Consider the following 18721-nt stretch of genomic DNA (forward strand, 5'->3'; position numbering starts at 1 on the left):
GCGATTGCCGATGGCCAGCCTCTGCCGTTACCTGGGATAAAGTGACAGGAACTCTTGCCCTCTGCCCGACACTTATTGCTTATATCGACATATTCCCCGCCGGTGTTCGCAGTAGGGTTACCCTGAATTCAGCAGAGGAGCGCATCATGTCACTATTGCCTGTTAACGCAAGTTTATCCCCCCCTTCGCCATCAACCGCCAACTTGGAAAAACTGCCCGCCACCCTGCGTGCCGCCAGGCAGTATGCAACGTCTGCAGCAATCAATCGTCCTGCCGGGCGAGGTCGCGGACGGCGCGATTCGCCTCGGCAGCCGCATAATATTACTCGCCAGAGCGATGGCAGCTTGCGCGTTGACTATGAGAGTCAGATTGTTCTGCCAGCTTATGCACTTAAAAAGGGAGCAACCAAAGACCCGGTTGCCCAGGACCATGCGCTGAGTCAGGACCAGCAAGCCGGTATCTTTAGCATCAGTCATCCACACACCGCAACCACCGGCAACCCGCCGGATGCGTTAGCAACGCGTTTTCAGGTGCGCTGGCATGATTTTTCGGTGCAGGAAACCTGGAACAAGGCGCTGACGCAGCAAGGCTATCCGCCGATGAAGGTGGTTTTTGACAGTAAAACCCGCAGTTGGCAGGTTGAGCCTAATGTGTTGCTTAATGCCATGGCGGAGAGTTTCTACCGTTATCAGGGGGGACCGGTGACCGATGCCGAGCTGCCTGATAACACGCTGCTCAAGCGAGGGCAGAATATCTGGGTGAGGATTAATGGTCGGGTGTTTCCCATTGCCGAGCAAAAGAAAGACGTCGTCATTATGCATCCCATCACGCGCAACAGTATGGGCACCCCCAGCGGCGGGCAACTCCCGCCAGCTATCAGGCAAGAGAGCGAATATTTTATCAAGACCCCGGTCGGCAAAGATATGGCCGACTGGCCGCCGCTGAAGATTGTCAAGCAAACCGGCAAATGGATCCTCATGCTTGATCCGTCATTGGTCAATACCCTGCTGACGGTACTGGGCAAAGCCCGGCTCTACGGCATTGACCCAGGCCCTCCCCCCCGACAACAGGTGGGAGCGGATAACCTGCTGCAAAGCGGGCAAAACTTTCTGCACGTCACCCATGACGTTAGCGTTAAGATCGGCAGTACCAGACTGCCTGCGGCCATCGATCCCGAGGGCAAGCTCCCGCCGCTGCCGCTGCAATGGAACAGTGCCGACAAGGGCTATGACGTCCTTACTGAGCTGCGCAACCGGGGGCAGCGGACGCTGACGGAACGCGAGAGCTGGGGAATGCGTTTGCTGATCCTCGGCATGATGATCAGAAACCCACTGTACGGTACGGTTGAACTGGTTAGCTCTTCTTTGGGCAATACTGCTGCCCAGCAAAGGCTGGGACATTTTATTGATACCGGGGAATATCCCGATGATAGCAGCCTCGGCGGACGGATCGCCAAGGGGCTCGATACCTGCCTCTACTTTATCTTCTTTTCGCAATCATCAGGGGCTGCTACCGGTCTGGAGATCGGCAGTTGGCTGGTGACCGGGCTGGGTAAAGCCTTGCTCAATTTACCGATGACCGAAGATGAAGCCGCCGGGGCGCTACAGTCTTTGCTTAATTTGCCCACGCAAATGCCGACGCAGAGCAAACATGAGGCTGCCCCGGCATTACGCTGGCTGGAGTCAAAAGTGGTGGATGAACCCAGGCTGGTGGCGGATACACGCTATGCCAATCTTTGGCGGCATCAGGAGAGTGGCAAACAGTATGTGCAACAGCAAGGTGACCCCCTGAGATATCGACCGGTGAGCGAGGAGAGTAGCGGGCACTTCCGTGAACTGTTTCCGGCGGATCGTCAGCCAGGGCGGCATTTTACCACGGGAAGTGATGGCGAACTGCGGCTGATGACCGCGCAAGAGCTGGCAATCTGGCAACAACCAACGGAGGCCGAGCTGGTGGCGCGCAATTTTACCCCCGTCGAGGTGATCAACCGTGATGGCTCAGTCAGCGAGGAGTATGCACCGATTTCCCCGGCGGGGATCAAGGCGACCTATCACTTTGACTCGGCAATGCGCAGCTTTCGGGCGACCGGCAAATCTATTGATGCCGAGGATCAGGTGGTTGGATTACCCGGTGGGGCACATCCGACGGAGGAGGAGCTTGGCGCGTCGGAACTATCGCTGGCGCAGCTAAGTCAGCCGCGCAGGGTCGAAGTGGCCCGCTGGGTCGAGAGTCATTGGTATGCAGCCATGACGGCGGGACCTTCTGCCTCCGCCAAGCTTGAAGCACTGCTGTCCCGTCCGGACAGACCAAATTTTACCGCCGCGGAATTGCACGATGCGCTGCGAACACTCCCTATCAATATCCGCCCTGAAGTGAGTTTCAGGACCGTCCAGGCGGCGCTTACCCAGGCTTCGGTGAGCGTCAGCCCCGAGTTGAGCACCTGGGTGGAAAATCATTGGCTGCGCAATACAGAAATCTCGGTGAAAGACCGACTCGATATGCTGTTTGCCGTTGAGAATAAACCAGCATGTTCAGCCTTGCAGTTACATGCTGCCTTGCGGCGGCTACCGGAGACTATCCGCCCGGATATCAGTCTGCGAGCCGTCCAGGAAGCCATTACGCAGTCGGTGCTTAACGTTAGAGAAGGTGTCACCACCTGGGTGGCAGATAACTGGCAGGCAACGTCGGTCGCCGGGGCTGCGGTTAACGCCAGGCTCAACGCGTTATTGGCTCGTGAAGATATCCCCGAAGGGTTGACGTCAGGAGTGCTATACCGGGCATTAAGGCGATTGCCCGAAAATATCAGACCTGAAATGAGTCTGGGGACAATAAAAAATGCCTTCACTTTGAACAACGCCCAAGTTAGGCCAGAAGTGATGAGTTGGGTGCAGAGCCACTGGGGAGCCGCCTCCGGCATGCTGCATGGTCAACTCATGGCGCTGCTGGCTTGCGAAGGGCGGCCAGACGCGATAACCGGCCTGGAGTTACATAATGCCCTGCGTAATCTGCCCGCAGAGCAAAGACCAGTTATTGGTCTTAAAACTGTCCAGCGGGCACTTTCTCAGGCTAGCGCCAATGCCAGACCGGAGGTGGTGGCCTGGGTGCGTAATAACTGGGCCGCGACTTTGACGCATGGCCCGTCGATGAATACCCGGCTGGAAGCCTTGTTGGCCATGGATAACCGACCACCAGGCATCTTGGGCGGGGAGCTGCATAATGCCATTATGCAATTGCCGGCAGAGGTCAAACCGAATGTAATGCTGGGGACAGTACAGAATGCCCTCACTCTGGCCACCAGCAGGGCGAGAGTCGAGGTGGTCAACTGGGTGCGTGATAACTGGGGGCGACTCACGGCAACCCCGGAGCTTAGTAGAATTGATGCCCTGCTGGCCTGCTCGGGGCGACCGGCGGGTGTTTCCGCCGCCGAGCTACACTATGCCTTGCGGCAGTTGCCGGAAAGTGAAAGACCGGATTTGAGTATCAGGATTGTGCGCAACGCGCTTGCTCAGGCGACGGTCAAGGTCAGACCTGAGGTGGTGACTTGGGTGCGCAATCAATGGCAGAGATTTGAGGGCGAGGGGGTAGCCGTCAATAGCAGACTCACTGCGTTGCTTGCCGCAGAAGGTCGGCCGGTCGGGCTGTTATCCCCGGAGCTGTACCATGCCTTGCGGCAATTACCGCCGGCAATCCGACCGCAGATCGATTTGCCCATGGTGCAAAGAGCTTTTTCGCACCGAACCGATCGCGATGGTTTTACTCTGCCTTATCCGGTTTCCCAACCCTCTGCTGGTGTTGATTTTACCGGAGTGGAGTACCGGGACCGCACCCCGCTACCCTCGCCAGGTCCGCTGGATTTTAGCGGCATCGAGTACCGCGATCGGACACCGATCCAGTCGCCGGCACCTGGCCCGTTAGATTTTACCGGCATTGAGTATCGGGATCGCACCCCGACACCCTCGCCAGCACCTGTGCCGTTGGATTTTACCGGCGTTGAATATCGGGATCGCACACCTGCAGCCTCGCCAGCACCTGGCATAATAGATTTAGATGCTGCCAACACTCATTTAACCCATACCTCATCAGCAAATGGACAGCGGCAGCAGGTGCCGGCAAAACGGCAACGTACTTAACGTTAAACCGCCACTTGCCAGCAACTTCAACCTGGTTTCTGCCAGCGTTGAGGTTGCCAAGATGCCGCGTTATTTTCCACCTTGTGCCATCGTAAGGAATAAAAGTAGACCTACTTTTGCTGTCGCTGGATTTCATAAAGGAAACCATCATCAGGTTATATTCTTTGGGGATATCCTTGAGATCCATTTTTAATGGATAGCTTTGGGCATAATCTCCGGAGGACGCTTGGTCAGGATTATGTCAATAACCGATCATTAATTTTTACCTGCAATCGATGGCATAGTATCGTTGTTGTTCGTGAGCACAAAAAACTGACCTGATAGTCCCGGCAGATCATATCAAGCCAGCCAGGTGGCTACTTTCCCAAGTGTATAGGTTTTTTTCACCGATATGTCCTTATCAGTTTTACTTTTACTAAATAACAGCGCAGATGAAATTTTCGCGGTTAGGTATATATACATTACATTTTGTCTTAATTCATTTCCGTCATGATGGCACAAGAGTTATCTGTTATTTAAGACGGTTTTAGAGTGTAAATAAAGAGTGTTCTTTTCAGTTAATTGTTATCGATGGCCAAAGAAATAAGGGCTATTTTTTATTTCCCAACGATTGGTAAATTATTCTTAATAAGCCGGATTTTTCTCTGTAGCAACGCCGGGGACAAGGGTTATAATCATTTCCGGTTCAGACCGCGCTCGACTACACTTTGCCCTGACAGATGCGGCTGGAAAGCCAAAACCTTCAGCAGGGTCGCGGGGGGAGTAAAGGGGAATAGACGGATGACAATCAGAGGATTTTTTTTGCACTCTAACGAGAACAAGGCATGACATCTTTGATACGGATATTGTTGAGTAATGATGATGGCGTGTCAGCCCCCGGTATTCAAACGCTGGCCGCTGCACTGCGGGAATTTGCCGATGTCAGGTTGGTGGCTCCCGATCGCAATCGCAGCGGTGCCTCAAACGCGCTGACGCTTGACTCCCCTTTGCGTATTCAAACTTATCCCAACGGTGACTGTGCGGTAATTAATGGCACACCGACGGATTGCGTCTATCTCGGGGTTAATACCCTGATGCGACCACGTCCGGATATTGTCGTGTCCGGAATTAACGCTGGCCCCAATCTGGGTGATGATGTCATCTACTCCGGCACTGTGGCTGCCGCTATGGAGGGGCGCCATCTGGGTTATCCTGCGCTTGCCGTCTCCCTGGATGGCCATCGCCATTATGCCACTGCCGCCGCCATTACTTGCCGTCTGGTGCAGATGCTGGCCAAAGAACCGCTGCGTACCGGGCGTATTCTTAATGTCAATGTTCCCGATCTGCCACTGGATGAAATTAAAGGGCTGCGCGTTACACGCTGTGGTAGCCGTCATCCTGCGGAACAGGTATTTTGTCAGCAGGACCCCCGCGGTCAGGACTTGTACTGGATAGGCCCGCCGGGTGAGAAGTTTGACGTGGCGGCAGACACCGACTTTGCTGCCGTTGCCGAGGGCTACGTTTCCATAACCCCTTTGCATGTAGATTTGACGGCCTATGCAGCGCAAGACATTGTCAGAACGTGGTTAGCCAAAGCCGAGGTGAGCGGGAATGGTGACTAAGCCAATGTACAATTTGCTTGAGCAGCTACGAAAGCAGGGCATCAGCGATGAGCAGTTGCTGCATGCGATCGAATCTGTCCCCCGTGAGCGCTTTGTTGATGAAGCTTTTCAGCATAAGGCTTATGAGAATACAGCATTGCCCATTGGGCTTGGGCAAACCATTTCCCAGCCTTATACCGTGGCGCGCATGACCGAACTCTTGTGTCTGCAACCTCAGTCGCGAGTGTTGGAAATCGGCACCGGTTCCGGCTACCAGACCGCTATTCTGGCGCATTTGGTTGAGCACGTTTTTTCTGTAGAAAGGATCAAGGGTCTGCAGTGGCAGGCCAAGCGCCGTCTGAAACAGCTGGACCTGCATAATGTTTCCACCCGCCACGGCGACGGCTGGGAAGGTTGGCCATCGCGTGGTCCCTTTAATGCCATTATTGTTACCGCCGCACCGCCGGAGATCCCTCAGGATTTGATGACTCAGCTCGATGACGGCGGGATCATGGTGCTGCCGGTCGGCGAACAAAATCAGACGTTGCAGCGTATTGTGCGACGTGCAAACGACTTTACTATCGAAACGATTGAAGCTGTTCGTTTTGTGCCCTTAGTCAAAGGCGAGTTGGCCTGATGACCCATTTTTATCGCTGTCAGCCGCTAACCCCTTAAAATTTATATACAACTGTTTTATGGTGCAAAAGTTGCGTTGTTGATAGCATTCACTAACATTTTTTATTCTCACAGTTTTTTTAACTATCGCCATCGGGGTGTCGGTTATCTGCCACCTTGAGGTCAACGGGCTGCTCTTCGTTGTTATTACGTTCTTCACAAGAGCCGGACATCGTTGAGTGCTGCACCGAGATAGATTCTGATTTGCTGTTATGGGGGAGTTATGAGCACGGGAAGCCCAATTAAAACCTTAGGCCGCATTGCGGTATGTACATTTGTTGGCGCCTGGCTCGCGGGGTGTAGCAATAATAATAATGCCACAACCTCCGCGCCGATTAGCAGCGTTAACGGGGGTGGGGGCATGCTGCAAGGCAACGGTGGCGGCGGTATGCTTCAGGGCAACAGTAGCGGCGGTATGCTGCAGAGTAATAGTGGCGGCGGCATGCTGCATGGCCCTAAGGTTACTCAGGCTGTTCCGGTCAGCCAGGGCAATATTGGGGGTCGGAATACTCCGAATTCCAGCGCCAATGCGCCAATGATTAATGCCCAGGGACATATCGTTTATAACCGCAGTTATAACAGTATTCCGAAGGGCAGCTACAGCGGTAGCACCTATCAGGTCAAGCGTGGTGATACCCTGTTTTACATCGCCTGGATCACCGGTAATGACTTCCGCGATCTCGCTGCACGCAACAATATTCCTGAACCTTACGGTCTTGAGGTAGGACAGACCATCCAGATCAATAATGTCTCTTCCACGGCAAGTAACGGTGGCATGCTGGCAACTTCACCGGCAACAAATGGCGGGATGTTGGCAACCTCTGATGCCACTCACGGGGGGGTAACAAAAGCGCCTTCAGGTGGCATGTTGCAGGGTCCAGTGGTTGCATCTCAACCAACTACCACGTATTCTGATTCTTCTAGTAAACAGAATGTAGGTAAGATGTTGCCTACAGCAGGGGTTGTGGCGACAACAACAGCACCTGTTACCGCACCGAGCACTCCCGTCGTCAGTACAACGAGCAATGGCGGTCCTGTTTCCTCTTGGAAATGGCCGACTGACGGGAAAATTATCGATAATTTCTCAGCTTCTGAAGGGGGAAATAAGGGGATCGATATTGCCGGTTCACGTGGTCAATCTGTGTTTGCCACTGCCAGTGGGCGTGTGGTGTATGCAGGTAATGCGCTGCGTGGTTATGGTAATCTGATCATCATCAAACACAATGATGATTACTTGAGCGCCTATGCACATAACGATTCAATGCTGGTCCGGGAACAACAAGAAGTGCAGGCGGGACAAAAAATAGCGACTATGGGTAGCACCGGAACCAGCTCAGTAAGATTACATTTTGAAATTCGTTACAAGGGGAAATCCGTAAACCCGCTGCGTTATCTTCCGCAGCGATAAGCCGGGCAGATTCTTAATTTCTGCTCTTGGGACCACGGGTAGGAGCAGCTTATGAGTCAGAATACGCTGAAAGTTAACGAGTTACACGATGATGTAGATTTCGACGAGAACAGCGTTGAGGCCTTCGACGAAAAAGCTTCGATCGAGGAGTCTGTAGATAACGATGTTTCTGACGCTGATGCCGAAGAAGAGCTGTTATCACAGGCTGTAAGCCAAAGAGTGCTGGATGCAACTCAACTGTACCTTGGTGAAATTGGTTACTCTCCTTTGCTTACCGCAGAAGAGGAAGTTTATTTCGCACGGCGTGCGTTGCGTGGTGATGTGCCATCTCGCCGCCGCATGATAGAAAGTAACCTGCGTTTGGTGGTTAAGATTGCCCGCCGCTACAGTAATCGCGGCCTGGCACTGCTTGATCTGATCGAGGAAGGTAACCTGGGTCTGATCCGTGCGGTTGAAAAATTTGACCCTGAACGTGGTTTTAGATTTTCTACCTATGCGACCTGGTGGATCCGACAGACCATTGAACGGGCGATCATGAACCAAACCCGTACTATTCGTTTGCCGATCCACATTGTTAAAGAGCTTAACGTTTATCTGCGTACCGCGCGCGAACTGGCGCACAAGCTCGATCACGAGCCAAGCGCCGAAGAGATCGCCGAACAGCTTGATAAACCAGTGCATGACGTCAGCCGTATGTTGCGCCTGAATGAGCGTATTACTTCTGTCGATACCCCATTGGGTGGCGACTCGGAGAAAGCGCTGTTAGATATTCTGGCCGACGAGAAAGAAAACGGTCCGGAAGACACCACCCAAGACGATGATATGAAACACAGCATCGTGAAGTGGTTGTTTGAGCTAAATGCCAAACAGCGTGAAGTGCTGGCGCGTCGTTTCGGTCTGCTGGGTTATGAAGCGGCTACTCTTGAAGATGTTGGCCGGGAAATCGGCCTTACGCGCGAACGCGTACGTCAGATTCAGGTTGAAGGCTTGCGTCGCCTGCGGGAAATTCTGCAGGGTCAGGGTCTGAGCATTGAAGCATTGTTTCGTGAATAATGCGTAATGACAGACTACGCGGTTTTTAATTTTCGAAGCTAAAACCGCGACAAGATATAAAAAGGTGGAGTGTAAAAACTCCACCTGAGTTTGATGACAAAGTCGTCTTGATGATCGAGATACCCGGGCATAGCACACCCAGGGGCGCTCCGGCGGGCAAGCCCGCTACGACCCCAACGGTGCACTCTCCCTAATAACGAACTTTGTCAGCAGTCTGAAGGTGGAGTGTAAAAACTCCACCTTTTTTTTATATCTGCTTATGGCAAGTAATGCGAGCCGCTAGATCATCGTCTTAAGGCGATAAATCCATTCCAGCGCCTGTCTTGGCGACAATGAGTCGGCATCCAGTGCTTCCAGCGCTTCGACGGCCGGTGACACCTCTTCACTCAATAATGGCAACTGCGGTCCATCAACCTTGCTGGCAGCGGCATTATTTGACAGCGTCTCCAGCTCTTTGAGTTTTTGTCGTGCCCGTTTAATGACATCACGCGGCACACCGGCCAGTGCAGCAACGGCCAGGCCATAACTCTTGCTGGCGGCACCTTCCTGAACACTGTGCATAAAGGCGATGGTATCACCGTGCTCGATAGCATCAAGGTGGACGTTGACGGCGCCTTCCATTTTCTCGGGCAGGGTGGTTAGCTCAAAATAGTGGGTGGCAAACAAGGTCATGGCCTTGATACGGCTGGTCAGGTTCTCCGCGCAGGCCCAGGCTAATGACAGACCGTCATAAGTCGAGGTACCACGGCCAATCTCGTCCATCAGTACCAGGCTATTTTCCGTGGCGTTATGCAGGATATTGGCGGTTTCGGTCATTTCCACCATAAAGGTCGAGCGACCCGAAGCCAAATCATCCGCCGCACCGACGCGAGTGAAAATACGGTCAATCGGCCCCAGCGTTGCCTGCTCGGCCGGGACATAGCTGCCAATATGCGCCATCAGCGCGATTAACGCCGCCTGACGCATATAGGTGCTCTTACCACCCATATTTGGACCGGTAATAATCAGCATACGGCGTTGCGGGGACATCACCAGCGGGTTGGAGATAAAGGGTTCACTCAATACCTGCTCAACCACCGGATGGCGACCACCGACAATGGAGATACCCGGTTTTTCACTGAGTGTTGGACAGCAATAGTTCAGGGTATAGGCGCGTTCGGCCAGGGTATTTAACACATCCAGCTCAGCAAGAGCGCTGGCGCTTTGTTGCAGTGCCGGAAGATGCGGCATGAGTAAATCAAACAGCTCTTCATACAGCGCTTTTTCCAGCGACAAGGCTTTTCCTTTTGAGGTCAGCACCTTGTCTTCGTACTCTTTCAGCTCGGGAATGATATAGCGTTCTGCGTTTTTAAGCGTCTGACGGCGAACATAATGAATCGGTGCCAGATGGCTTTGCCCGCGGCTAATCTGAATATAATAGCCATGCACACCGTTAAAGCCGACTTTCAGCGTATCCAGACCCAGCTTTTCTCGCTCGCGTATTTCCAACTGGTCAAGATAGTCGGTAGCACCGTCGGCCAGGGCTCGCCATTCGTCGAGTTCAGCGTTATAGCCTGGGGCAATCACCCCACCATCGCGCACCAGCACCGGCGGCGATTCAATCACTGCCCGTTCGAGCAGGGCGATCAGTTCGTCAAACTCGCCAGCCTGGCTGACCAGTGACTGAATATGCGTGACTTCAATCGGTTGTAGCAATGCCCGCAGTTCCGGCAGTTGCTGCAGCGCATGGCGCATGCGTGCCAGATCGCGCGGCCGCGCAGTGCGCAGTGCCAGACGAGCAAGAATACGTTCGAGATCCCCCACCTGGCGCAGCACCGGTTGAATATCCTGGCTGATCTCCTGCAATGACCCCACCGCCTGCTGGCGATGATTAAGCATGGCAAAATCGCGGGTCGGCATATGGATCCAGCGTTTGAGCATACGGCTGCCCATAGGCGTGACGCATTGATCGAGGATCGCCGCCAGCGTATTTTCGACGCCGCCGGACAGGTTTTGTGTCAGCTCGAGATTGCGACGGGTGGCGGCATCCATAATGATGCCGTCCTGCTGGCGTTCCATGGTCAGGCCGCGAATATGCGGCAGTGCCGTGCGCTGGGTATCTTTGACATATTGCAGCAGACAGCCAGCGGCGCGCAGCGCCTGGGTTGCCTGCTCAACGCCAAAACCGCTGAGATCGCGGGTACCAAATTGCAGATTGAGCTGCTGGCGGGCTGTTTCCAGCTCAAATTCCCACATTGGTCGACGACGTAAACCGCGACGGTTATCGATCAGCGCCATAGAGGCAAAGCTTTCAGGGTAGAGCAGCTCGGCGGGATTGGTGCGTTGGATCTCCGCCGCCATGGTTTCAAGATCTGTCGGCTGCGCTACGCGAAAACGTCCGGAACTGATATCTAGAGTGGCATAACCAAAGCCCTGGCCGTCCTGCCAGATCGCGGCCAGCAGGTTGTCCTGCCTTTCGCTGAGCAGCGCTTCGTCGCTGACGGTTCCGGGGGTGACAATGCGCACCACTTTACGTTCCACCGGGCCTTTGCTTAGCGCTGGATCGCCGATTTGTTCGCAGATGGCCACCGATTCACCCAGATGGACCAGCTTGGCCAGATAGCCTTCGACAGCATGGTAGGGCACCCCGGCCATGGGAATAGGTTCACCGGCAGATGCCCCCCGTTTGGTGAGCGAGATATCCAGCAGCTGCGAGGCTTTCCTGGCATCGTCGTAGAACAACTCATAAAAGTCGCCCATACGATAGAACATCAGGATTTCAGGATTCTGCGCTTTAAGACGCAGATACTGCTGCATCATTGGGGTATGGGCATCGAAATTTTCGGTGCTAGTCATAAAGTTACCGTTTCCAATCCATTGAATTTAAAATGTATTGTGATTTTCATTGTCATCATCTGGTGTCACGTTGTCTCACTAAAAATCACCAACAAACAGGAAGAAAACAGAGGCTTGGGAGGTAAAATGTCACACAATGGGCCAAGGCTTGTTTCTGCCCCTATACTAGCCCAGTGAGCAATAAGCTGTCACAGGTAAAAATTGGAGGTATCTCGGAAAAAGGAATTTCGTCGTACCTTAGGAGAGAATGAGTTTGCAAAATCAGCTGGGGGTTTCTGTGCATCTGGCGGGGCTTACTAGCTTGACCTGGCAGGGACGCTCTCATTATCTTCACTTAACGGGCCAGGCAATTTGGCTTTGCGTGGAAGACAAAGCTTCATTACCAAAGTGGTTCAAAGAATTTCCCAATGCCGAGTGGTTTTTACTTTCTAATCAGAAGCTCAATATGCATGACGAAAAGTATCTGACAGAGGTAGAAATTAAGGGTGAACGGTTGAAAGCGGGTGTACCGGAATTAGCTGCTTACGAGATTGCTAACTCGGTGCCTGGTTCGCTTTCATTTGAGCACGCTGCGGAGCTGTTTCAGGGGCTGGTAAACCTGAGTCCACGTAAAGTCGAAGTGTTGATGCAATCCAGTCGCGCAGTGAAAACTAACCGCCTTTACCTGTTTCTGGCCGATCACTATGCTCATGCATGGGTTAAGCGAATAAATAAAGCCAGCATTGATTTAGGGGCCGGGAAACGACAGATCGTATCGGGTGGCAAGCTGGATCAAAAATATCAGATCACTGTTCCAGAGAGTTTTGTTAGCAGAGGGACCTCACATGGATAAGCAATCACCTTATTATCGTCAAAATACTGCAACAACAGGCTGGCATTTCGGCGGTACTACAAACGGTGGTAACCCATTAAAAATAACACTCAGTCAGTCATTTATTATCAACAAGTTAAGTGTTGATATGAAGCCTATTCTTAATGGTTCAGCAAAGTCGTTTTTGAAGCATATCCAGATCAAAAACCATACATTGTTTTCGATGACCACAGAGCTTATCTCGTAGGCTTCGGGGTGAAAGTCAGTGTGACGAAAAAAACGTATGTGACCCAGCGAAGAGTATCTTCCGGTGATCGTAATGTTACGGAAGGGAAAAAACCAAGCTCAGTTATCAAATCAAAAGTCGGAAATGTGTCCGAAAAAAAGTTTTCATTGAAATTCAATGTTAAATTCTAAATCCCTTTGCACTTAGATAGTTAAATTAGCCATTATTTGTTATTTATCTTTATTTAGTAAAATATATGAGATTTACTGTGTTTAACTCTAACTTATTAACAAATTTCATAATAATTTACCTCTTAATAATTCGATATATTTGTATTAGTCATAAAGCCATTTTCCCGCTTTCGCTGATTCTGCAAACATCTTAACGGTTAAAATCTTTCGATTTTTTTCTACATCTTCTCGCTTTACTTTGAACCATCTTGTTAGTAATGGTGTATTTTCCCACGGAAAGTAACAAGACCAAGCGACATTTGACAAATCAATACCAAACTCTTTTTGATATTCCTCAATAGCATCAGAAAGATCATCACTTGGCGAATCAAACAGGTCTGAGTCTAGTTCAAGAGGGATCTCTTTCCAATGCTTATCTAAATATCCTGGGATCTGTTCTCTGAATAGTTTTAAGACTTTGTCTTGAATGGTGTTCATTAAAAAGAGGTCCATTGTATTCGATCTTGTGGACGAGCTATTAAATTATATTTATTTTGTGTTTTCCTTGACACTTGATAAATTGAATTTACAAGACCTATCCAACCTAACCACGGAACATAGCGAGCTATAACAGCAGCAAGTTTATTGGTTGGTTGTATTCTGACTCCAACAGGAGTAGGAATCCTTATACCAAAAGGAACTCGCGCATTTCTCAAAAGGATTCTAGCATATTTGGAAATGACACTTGTTCCCGCTTGTGCATCTCTTGGTTTTTGACGAGTTTTTAGCCAAGGTTGCCCGGCGAGGATAGCGGCACCTGATTCAATACCTATGCCAAGCTCGTCACAAAATTGTTCAAGGAAAATGACATCAAAAAGTTCACCAGCCGAAAGGTTGGATTGTCCGTGATAAAAGTAAGTTCCGTTTAGTTCTTCTGTCGTATCCATTCGATCACCTATTATGCTGTTTGTCGCTCATTCCAGGCATCGGTAAAAATTATATTCCCGTCACAATGTTTCCAGGTGATCTTCTCATACCTTAGCTCAACAGATTCAAGGTGGTTGTTGTTATTGTCTTCTGGGGAAGCCATTGTTGGGGATATTGATACAATCCGAACACTTTCAAGCAGCATGTTGAAGTATTCTACTTCCTGACCTGCATCGTTGATTTTGTACCACTTGATCTCAGCAGATTTCAGGTTCTGACCAGTAGCAACTGCTTTGTATAGATATGGGCTGGAATAGTCGAATTCTTTAACGATAATCATTGGTGAGTGCTGACGAGTGCCGGTAGGCTTGCCAGTAGCGTTATCAGTGGGAATGGAAAGATTATGGTGAAACCCTTTAAACTCTATACTGAATTCCCTGTCTTCAACATCACAGCCGCCTTTAATGAGTGCACCACCATCATCGTAAATCCACATATTACCTGGAATTGCCATTTTCTCATTTCCTTATGTTGTGATCAAACTCCATAAGGCGAGTGTAGCTATTCTGCTCTGGCGAGTAAATAATCGAATCACTAAAAATGGATATAATAAACGATACTTAAAATTTAATTAATAAAGCGAACTATCCATTGCCCTCGGTATAGTCAATATGACTACTCTCTGTCGGCATTTAATGGGCGGGAGGCCAGTGGCATATTTACATAAATGGCTAAAATATATTTAACCTTACTCTGCGCCTGGCTGTGAGCTCCAATGATATTCCCGTTATTATCTCTCTGTGCGGCGATACAGGCGGCGAGGATGACCAATTTTTCCGTAACGCATTTCAACACTGAGCGTGCCAATATCCAGTAAATGTTCCAGATAACGGCGAATAGTGGTTTTACTTAGTCCGGTGTGTTGCACCACCTCGTCGACGGAAAAGTATTGCTGTTGCTCGCTGGCAAAAATCTCCCGTATCAGGCTCAGGGTATTTTCTTCAATACCTTTATTGCCGCCTTCATCATTGAAATTTTTCGACTGCAATTGATAAAGAATATCCACGTTTTGCTGATCAACCACTTTAAAGGTGCGCTGAGTGTTGGCAAATTGGACAAATCTCTCCAGCGACTGGCGCAGGCGCTTCCATGAAACCGGTTTGAGAATATAGTCAAAGGCGCCACAGCGAATAGCCTGACTACAGGTATCCATATCACTGGCGGCAGTAATAAAAATCACCGAGCAATCCAGCCCCTTTAATAGCTCGCTTTCAATCAGTGAAATGCCTTTGCCATCGGGCAGATAATTGTCCAGCAGCACAAGCTTGGGCGGACATTGGCGTAAAAACGCCTTGGCTTCACTCAAGGTGGTGGCACTGGCAAACAGCCGCAGTTGCGGATGCTGATGGATTAAATCGGCATAAAGACGCGCCAACTGGCTTTCATCTTCAACAATGAGTACGTCAAAAATTTCAGGTTGCATGGTCAGCGTGTTCCAGGTTGGCTAAAAGGGAGGATGTAGTAATACAATCTGTTGGCGGACAGGGAATAAAAACACTAAAAACAGTACCATACGGCTGATTTATCGAAATTTCAATCGTCCCGCCGGCACGGGTCACGTAGGTTTCCACCAAATGTAAACCCAAACCGTGGTCGCCGCTGGTTTTTGAGGTAACGCCCTGTTCAAACAGGTTATCGCGTAATTTATCATTAATACCGATCCCCAGGTCAGCCACCTCAATGACTAACTCCCGTTGGTTGGCGACCACATAGAGGCTCACGGGATGATGCACTCCCGCGCGTTGCAATGTGGCTTCCACAGCATTGTCCAGCAAGTTGCCGATCACCGACATTAATTCGGTTTCCGGCATCTGCGCGGGAATTTGTTGCAGTTGGCAGGCGGGGTCAAACTGCAGCTGTACGCCTTTTTCGCGCGCGCTGGCATATTTGCCCAACAACAGGCCGCAAAGGGGGCCGGAACAAAAACGGGCCGAAATAAAATCCAGTGTTTCCTGGGTATGTTCTGATTGTGCCTCAATATAATGAATCGCCTCATCAAAACGTTTCAGATACAGCAGCCCGGCAAGGGTGGCGGTCCAGTTCAATTGTTCATGGCGCAGAATGCGTAAATTATCGGCGTAGCGCTTCACCTGGGTTAACTGTGCGGTCAGCTCGGTAATGTCGTTGCGATCGCGAAAACTGATCACCCAACCTTGTAATTCCCCTTCGAGAAAAATACGCACCCGGCTGGCGATCACGGTCAGATGATTGAATTGGCAAATTTCATCATGAGTATCCGTAGCGTGCATTTTTTGGTGATTAAAAAAGGTGACTGTCTGGATAACCTTATTTAAAGGTTGCCCACGTAATTCCCGCGAAGATTGCGTCAGGGCCAGTAGATTCTTTGCCGCTTGATTGATCACCACAATCCGACACTGTTGATCAATAGCAATAACGCCTTCATAAATGGATTCCAGCAGGGCTTTTTGCTGACGAACCAGTAAGCCGATTTCTCTTGGCTCCAGCGAAAACATCTGTTTTTTGATATGACGGGCAAACCACCAGGAAAAGACAAACAAGGCGCTCATCAGTAACAGCGCAGCCAAGGCAATCTTGAGTAATTTGCTGCTGCTGATATGGTCTAGGTGGCTTTTAAGGTAGCCGACAGACACAATACCGATAACGTTATTATGTTGGTCAAGGATCGGTGCTTTACCTCGTAACGAGATACCGGTGGCACCTGTACGTACGGTAATAATGGTTTTACCTGCCAGCACCTCCTGGTTGTCACCGCCGACCATCTGTTCCCCGACTTTTTCCGGGCTGAGCGAATGGTAAAGATGCATACCTTGCGGATTGCCCACCACCAGGTAACTGGCATCACTGTTTTGCGCCAGGGGAGCCATGATTTCGGCAATGGCCTGATTGTCCTGCTGTTCAACGGCGTTGATCAATGAAGGAAACATGGCAATGTCCTTCGCTTGTATTTTGGCGTGCAGGCCAATCTCGCTATACAGCTGATTATTCAGCTCATAATAGTAATAGTACCCGATGAGTGTCAGCAGCAGCGAGGAGAAAAAAATCAGAAAAATAAAGAGTTTAAAGTGGAACGTTATTCTATTTAACATGATTGAATCATAAGAAACGGCTATCAATGATTGACGTTATCATAAGTAGGGAAATATGTGCGTCCGGCAGATAAAATTTTTGACATGCAGCACAAAGAGATTTTTTGCTGATTAGGATTATTGGTAAATTAATTGCTTGTAAGCTCGGTATGACTCTGTCTGAAGAGCGGGTTAATAGAAACCATAATCACCTTAAAAACCATAAAAACCGCGAATTGTTAATTAATTGCTTTGGTGTTGTTTAGGATTTAATGAATAAACCATAAACACCTTAATCTCCTTTAAATTAGGAGTTTTAATTTGTGTGTCGTCACATTACGCATTAAGTCTTTCCTCCTATTATTTCTACTCAAATGACAGGAGGATTATTATGAGTACAACAGATGATTCACAGATCCCCGCCAGTGTTCGTTTTAATCAGCAAGAGATTCCGCTGAAAGAACGTTGGTGGCATGTTTTAGATAATTGGAAAGTGGGGATAATACCGCTACCTTTATTTATTCTTGCCGGTGTATTAATCGCAATTGATTGCCTCAACGGTAAGTTGCCCAATGATATAGTGGTAATGGTTGCCACCCTGGCGTTTTTTGGTTTTGCCTGCGGTGAGTTTGGTAAACGCCTGCCAATTATCGGTAAAATGGGGGCGGCGGCTATTTGCGCAACCTTTATCCCTTCGGCGTTGGTACATTATGGCCTGTTACCGACAGTGGTAGTAACTTCGACAACGCAATTTTTTAAATCGACCAATATTCTTTATCTTTATATTTGCTGCATTATCGTCGGCAGCATTATGAGTATGAATCGCCAAACGCTTATTCAAGGTTTCTTACGGATATTTTTCCCGATGTTATGTGGCGAAGTCGTGGGAATGTTGGTGGGAATGGGCGTGGGCCTGGCATTGGGGATGGAACCCTTTCAGATTTTCTTTTTCCTGATCCTGCCGATTATGGCCGGCGGTGTCGGCGAAGGCGCCATTCCATTATCCCTGGGTTATGCCGCGTTATTGCATATGGAGCAGGGCGTGGTATTGGGGCGTATTTTACCTATCGTGATGCTCGGCGGATTAACCGCTATCGTGATTTCTGGCTGTTTAAATCGTTTGGGCAAGCGTTATCCCCATCTTACCGGTGAAGGCAATCTTATCCGGCAAAAAGCAGGAGAGGTCACTCCGCAAGACAGCGGTCTTACACAAGCGTTCAGCGGTAAAACGGATGTTACCACCATTGCCACTGGCGCATTGCTGGCAGTGTTGCTGTACATGGTCGGCATGTTGGGATATCGGCTGATTGGTTTGCCTGCACCGGTTGGCATGTTGTTTGTTGCCGTGTTGCTCAAGCTGGTTAATGCGGTTTCTCCTCGCATGCTGGAAGGGTCGCAAGTGGTTTACAAATTCTTCCAGACGGCAGTCACTTTCCCAATCCTTTTTGCAGTGGGCGTGGCCATCACCCCATGGCAGGAGTTGGTTAATGCTTTTACCCTTTCCAATCTGTTAGTGATCATCAGTTCAGTCGGTTCCCTGGTGTTGACGGGATTCTTTGTGGGCAAAAAAATCGGCATGAACCCCATTGATGTGGCGATTGTTTCCTGTTGCCAGAGCGGGCAGGGCGGTACCGGAGATGTGGCCATTCTTACTGCCGGCAATCGCATGATGCTGATGCCGTTTGCGCAAATTGCCACCCGTATTGGCGGGGCGATCAATGTTTCTGCCGGGTTGTTGTTTTTGGGTAATTTCCTGCTGTAACCCATTGCTGTAAAAGAATTAATTAGGATTAAATCAC

General features: G+C 50.1%; 12 protein-coding genes and 2 pseudogenes. 8 read left to right on the top strand and 6 right to left on the bottom strand.

Annotated features, from left to right (window positions below; all coding sequences use genetic code 11):
* Nucleotides 1-146: 146 nt before the first annotated feature.
* The 5 genes from GW590_RS13440 (at nt 147) to rpoS (ending at nt 8846) form a co-directional block, all read left to right on the top strand.
* On the top strand, nt 147-4130 hold the full coding sequence (locus GW590_RS13440) for a hypothetical protein (RefSeq protein WP_169403555.1): 3984 nt from the start codon (nt 147-149) through the stop codon (nt 4128-4130).
* 833 nt (nt 4131-4963) lie between these two features.
* A complete protein-coding gene (gene surE / locus GW590_RS13445; protein WP_211186774.1) occupies nt 4964-5731 on the top strand; it encodes a 5'/3'-nucleotidase SurE in 768 nt (255 codons plus the stop codon).
* Complete coding sequence (locus GW590_RS13450) at nt 5721-6347, top strand: protein-L-isoaspartate(D-aspartate) O-methyltransferase (RefSeq protein WP_169403556.1); 627 nt, start codon at nt 5721-5723, stop codon at nt 6345-6347. Before surE ends, GW590_RS13450 begins: the two co-directional genes overlap by 11 nt.
* A 261-nt stretch (nt 6348-6608) precedes the next feature.
* Nucleotides 6609-7793, top strand: a complete 1185-nt coding sequence (gene nlpD / locus GW590_RS13455; RefSeq protein ID WP_169403557.1) for a murein hydrolase activator NlpD — start codon at nt 6609-6611, stop codon at nt 7791-7793.
* 51 nt (nt 7794-7844) lie between these two features.
* Nucleotides 7845-8846, top strand: coding sequence for an RNA polymerase sigma factor RpoS (rpoS, locus tag GW590_RS13460; RefSeq protein WP_169403558.1), 1002 nt, complete (start codon nt 7845-7847; stop codon nt 8844-8846).
* A gap of 279 nt (nt 8847-9125) precedes the next feature.
* On the opposite strand, the gene mutS is transcribed toward rpoS, so the two are convergent.
* Nucleotides 9126-11681: a DNA mismatch repair protein MutS gene (gene mutS / locus GW590_RS13465; RefSeq protein WP_169403559.1), complete on the bottom strand. Its 2556-nt coding sequence runs from the start codon at nt 11679-11681 to the stop codon at nt 9126-9128.
* 247 nt (nt 11682-11928) lie between these two features.
* Between mutS and GW590_RS13470 the strand changes: the two are divergent.
* Both GW590_RS13470 and GW590_RS24545 read left to right on the top strand, forming a co-directional pair.
* A pseudogene (locus GW590_RS13470) lies at nt 11929-12513 on the top strand (type IV toxin-antitoxin system AbiEi family antitoxin domain-containing protein); the annotation flags it as partial.
* A 127-nt stretch (nt 12514-12640) separates the two neighbouring features.
* Nucleotides 12641-12873, top strand: a pseudogene (locus tag GW590_RS24545) (integrase); the annotation flags it as partial.
* Between the two features lie 180 nt (nt 12874-13053).
* Here GW590_RS24545 and GW590_RS13480 read toward each other — a convergent pair.
* The 5 genes from GW590_RS13480 to GW590_RS13500 all read right to left on the bottom strand — a co-directional run bounded on the left by GW590_RS13480 (nt 13054) and on the right by GW590_RS13500 (nt 16943).
* Nucleotides 13054-13401: a DUF1493 family protein gene (locus GW590_RS13480; RefSeq protein ID WP_169403560.1), complete on the bottom strand. Its 348-nt coding sequence runs from the start codon at nt 13399-13401 to the stop codon at nt 13054-13056.
* Complete coding sequence (locus GW590_RS13485; protein WP_169403561.1) at nt 13386-13835, bottom strand: STM2901 family protein; 450 nt, start codon at nt 13833-13835, stop codon at nt 13386-13388. Before GW590_RS13485 ends, GW590_RS13480 begins: the two co-directional genes overlap by 16 nt.
* An 11-nt stretch (nt 13836-13846) precedes the next feature.
* A complete protein-coding gene (locus GW590_RS13490; RefSeq protein ID WP_169403562.1) occupies nt 13847-14329 on the bottom strand; it encodes an Hcp family type VI secretion system effector in 483 nt (160 codons plus the stop codon).
* A 276-nt stretch (nt 14330-14605) separates the two neighbouring features.
* Entirely contained in the window at nt 14606-15298 is a 693-nt protein-coding gene (locus tag GW590_RS13495; protein WP_169403563.1) for a response regulator, read from the bottom strand.
* Nucleotides 15288-16943: an ATP-binding protein gene (locus tag GW590_RS13500; protein ID WP_169403564.1), complete on the bottom strand. Its 1656-nt coding sequence runs from the start codon at nt 16941-16943 to the stop codon at nt 15288-15290. The genes GW590_RS13495 and GW590_RS13500 overlap by 11 nt, the downstream gene beginning before the upstream one ends.
* Before the next feature lie 370 nt (nt 16944-17313).
* On the opposite strand from GW590_RS13500, the gene GW590_RS13505 reads away from it, so the two are divergent.
* The gene (locus GW590_RS13505; protein WP_169403565.1) at nt 17314-18684 is read left to right on the top strand and encodes a 2-hydroxycarboxylate transporter family protein; all 1371 of its coding nucleotides are present in this window, start codon (nt 17314-17316) and stop codon (nt 18682-18684) included.
* Nucleotides 18685-18721 lie beyond the last annotated feature (37 nt).

The sequence above is a fragment of the Rouxiella aceris genome, from assembly GCF_012933545.1.
GTDB classification, from domain to species: Bacteria; Pseudomonadota; Gammaproteobacteria; order Enterobacterales; family Enterobacteriaceae; genus Rouxiella; species Rouxiella aceris.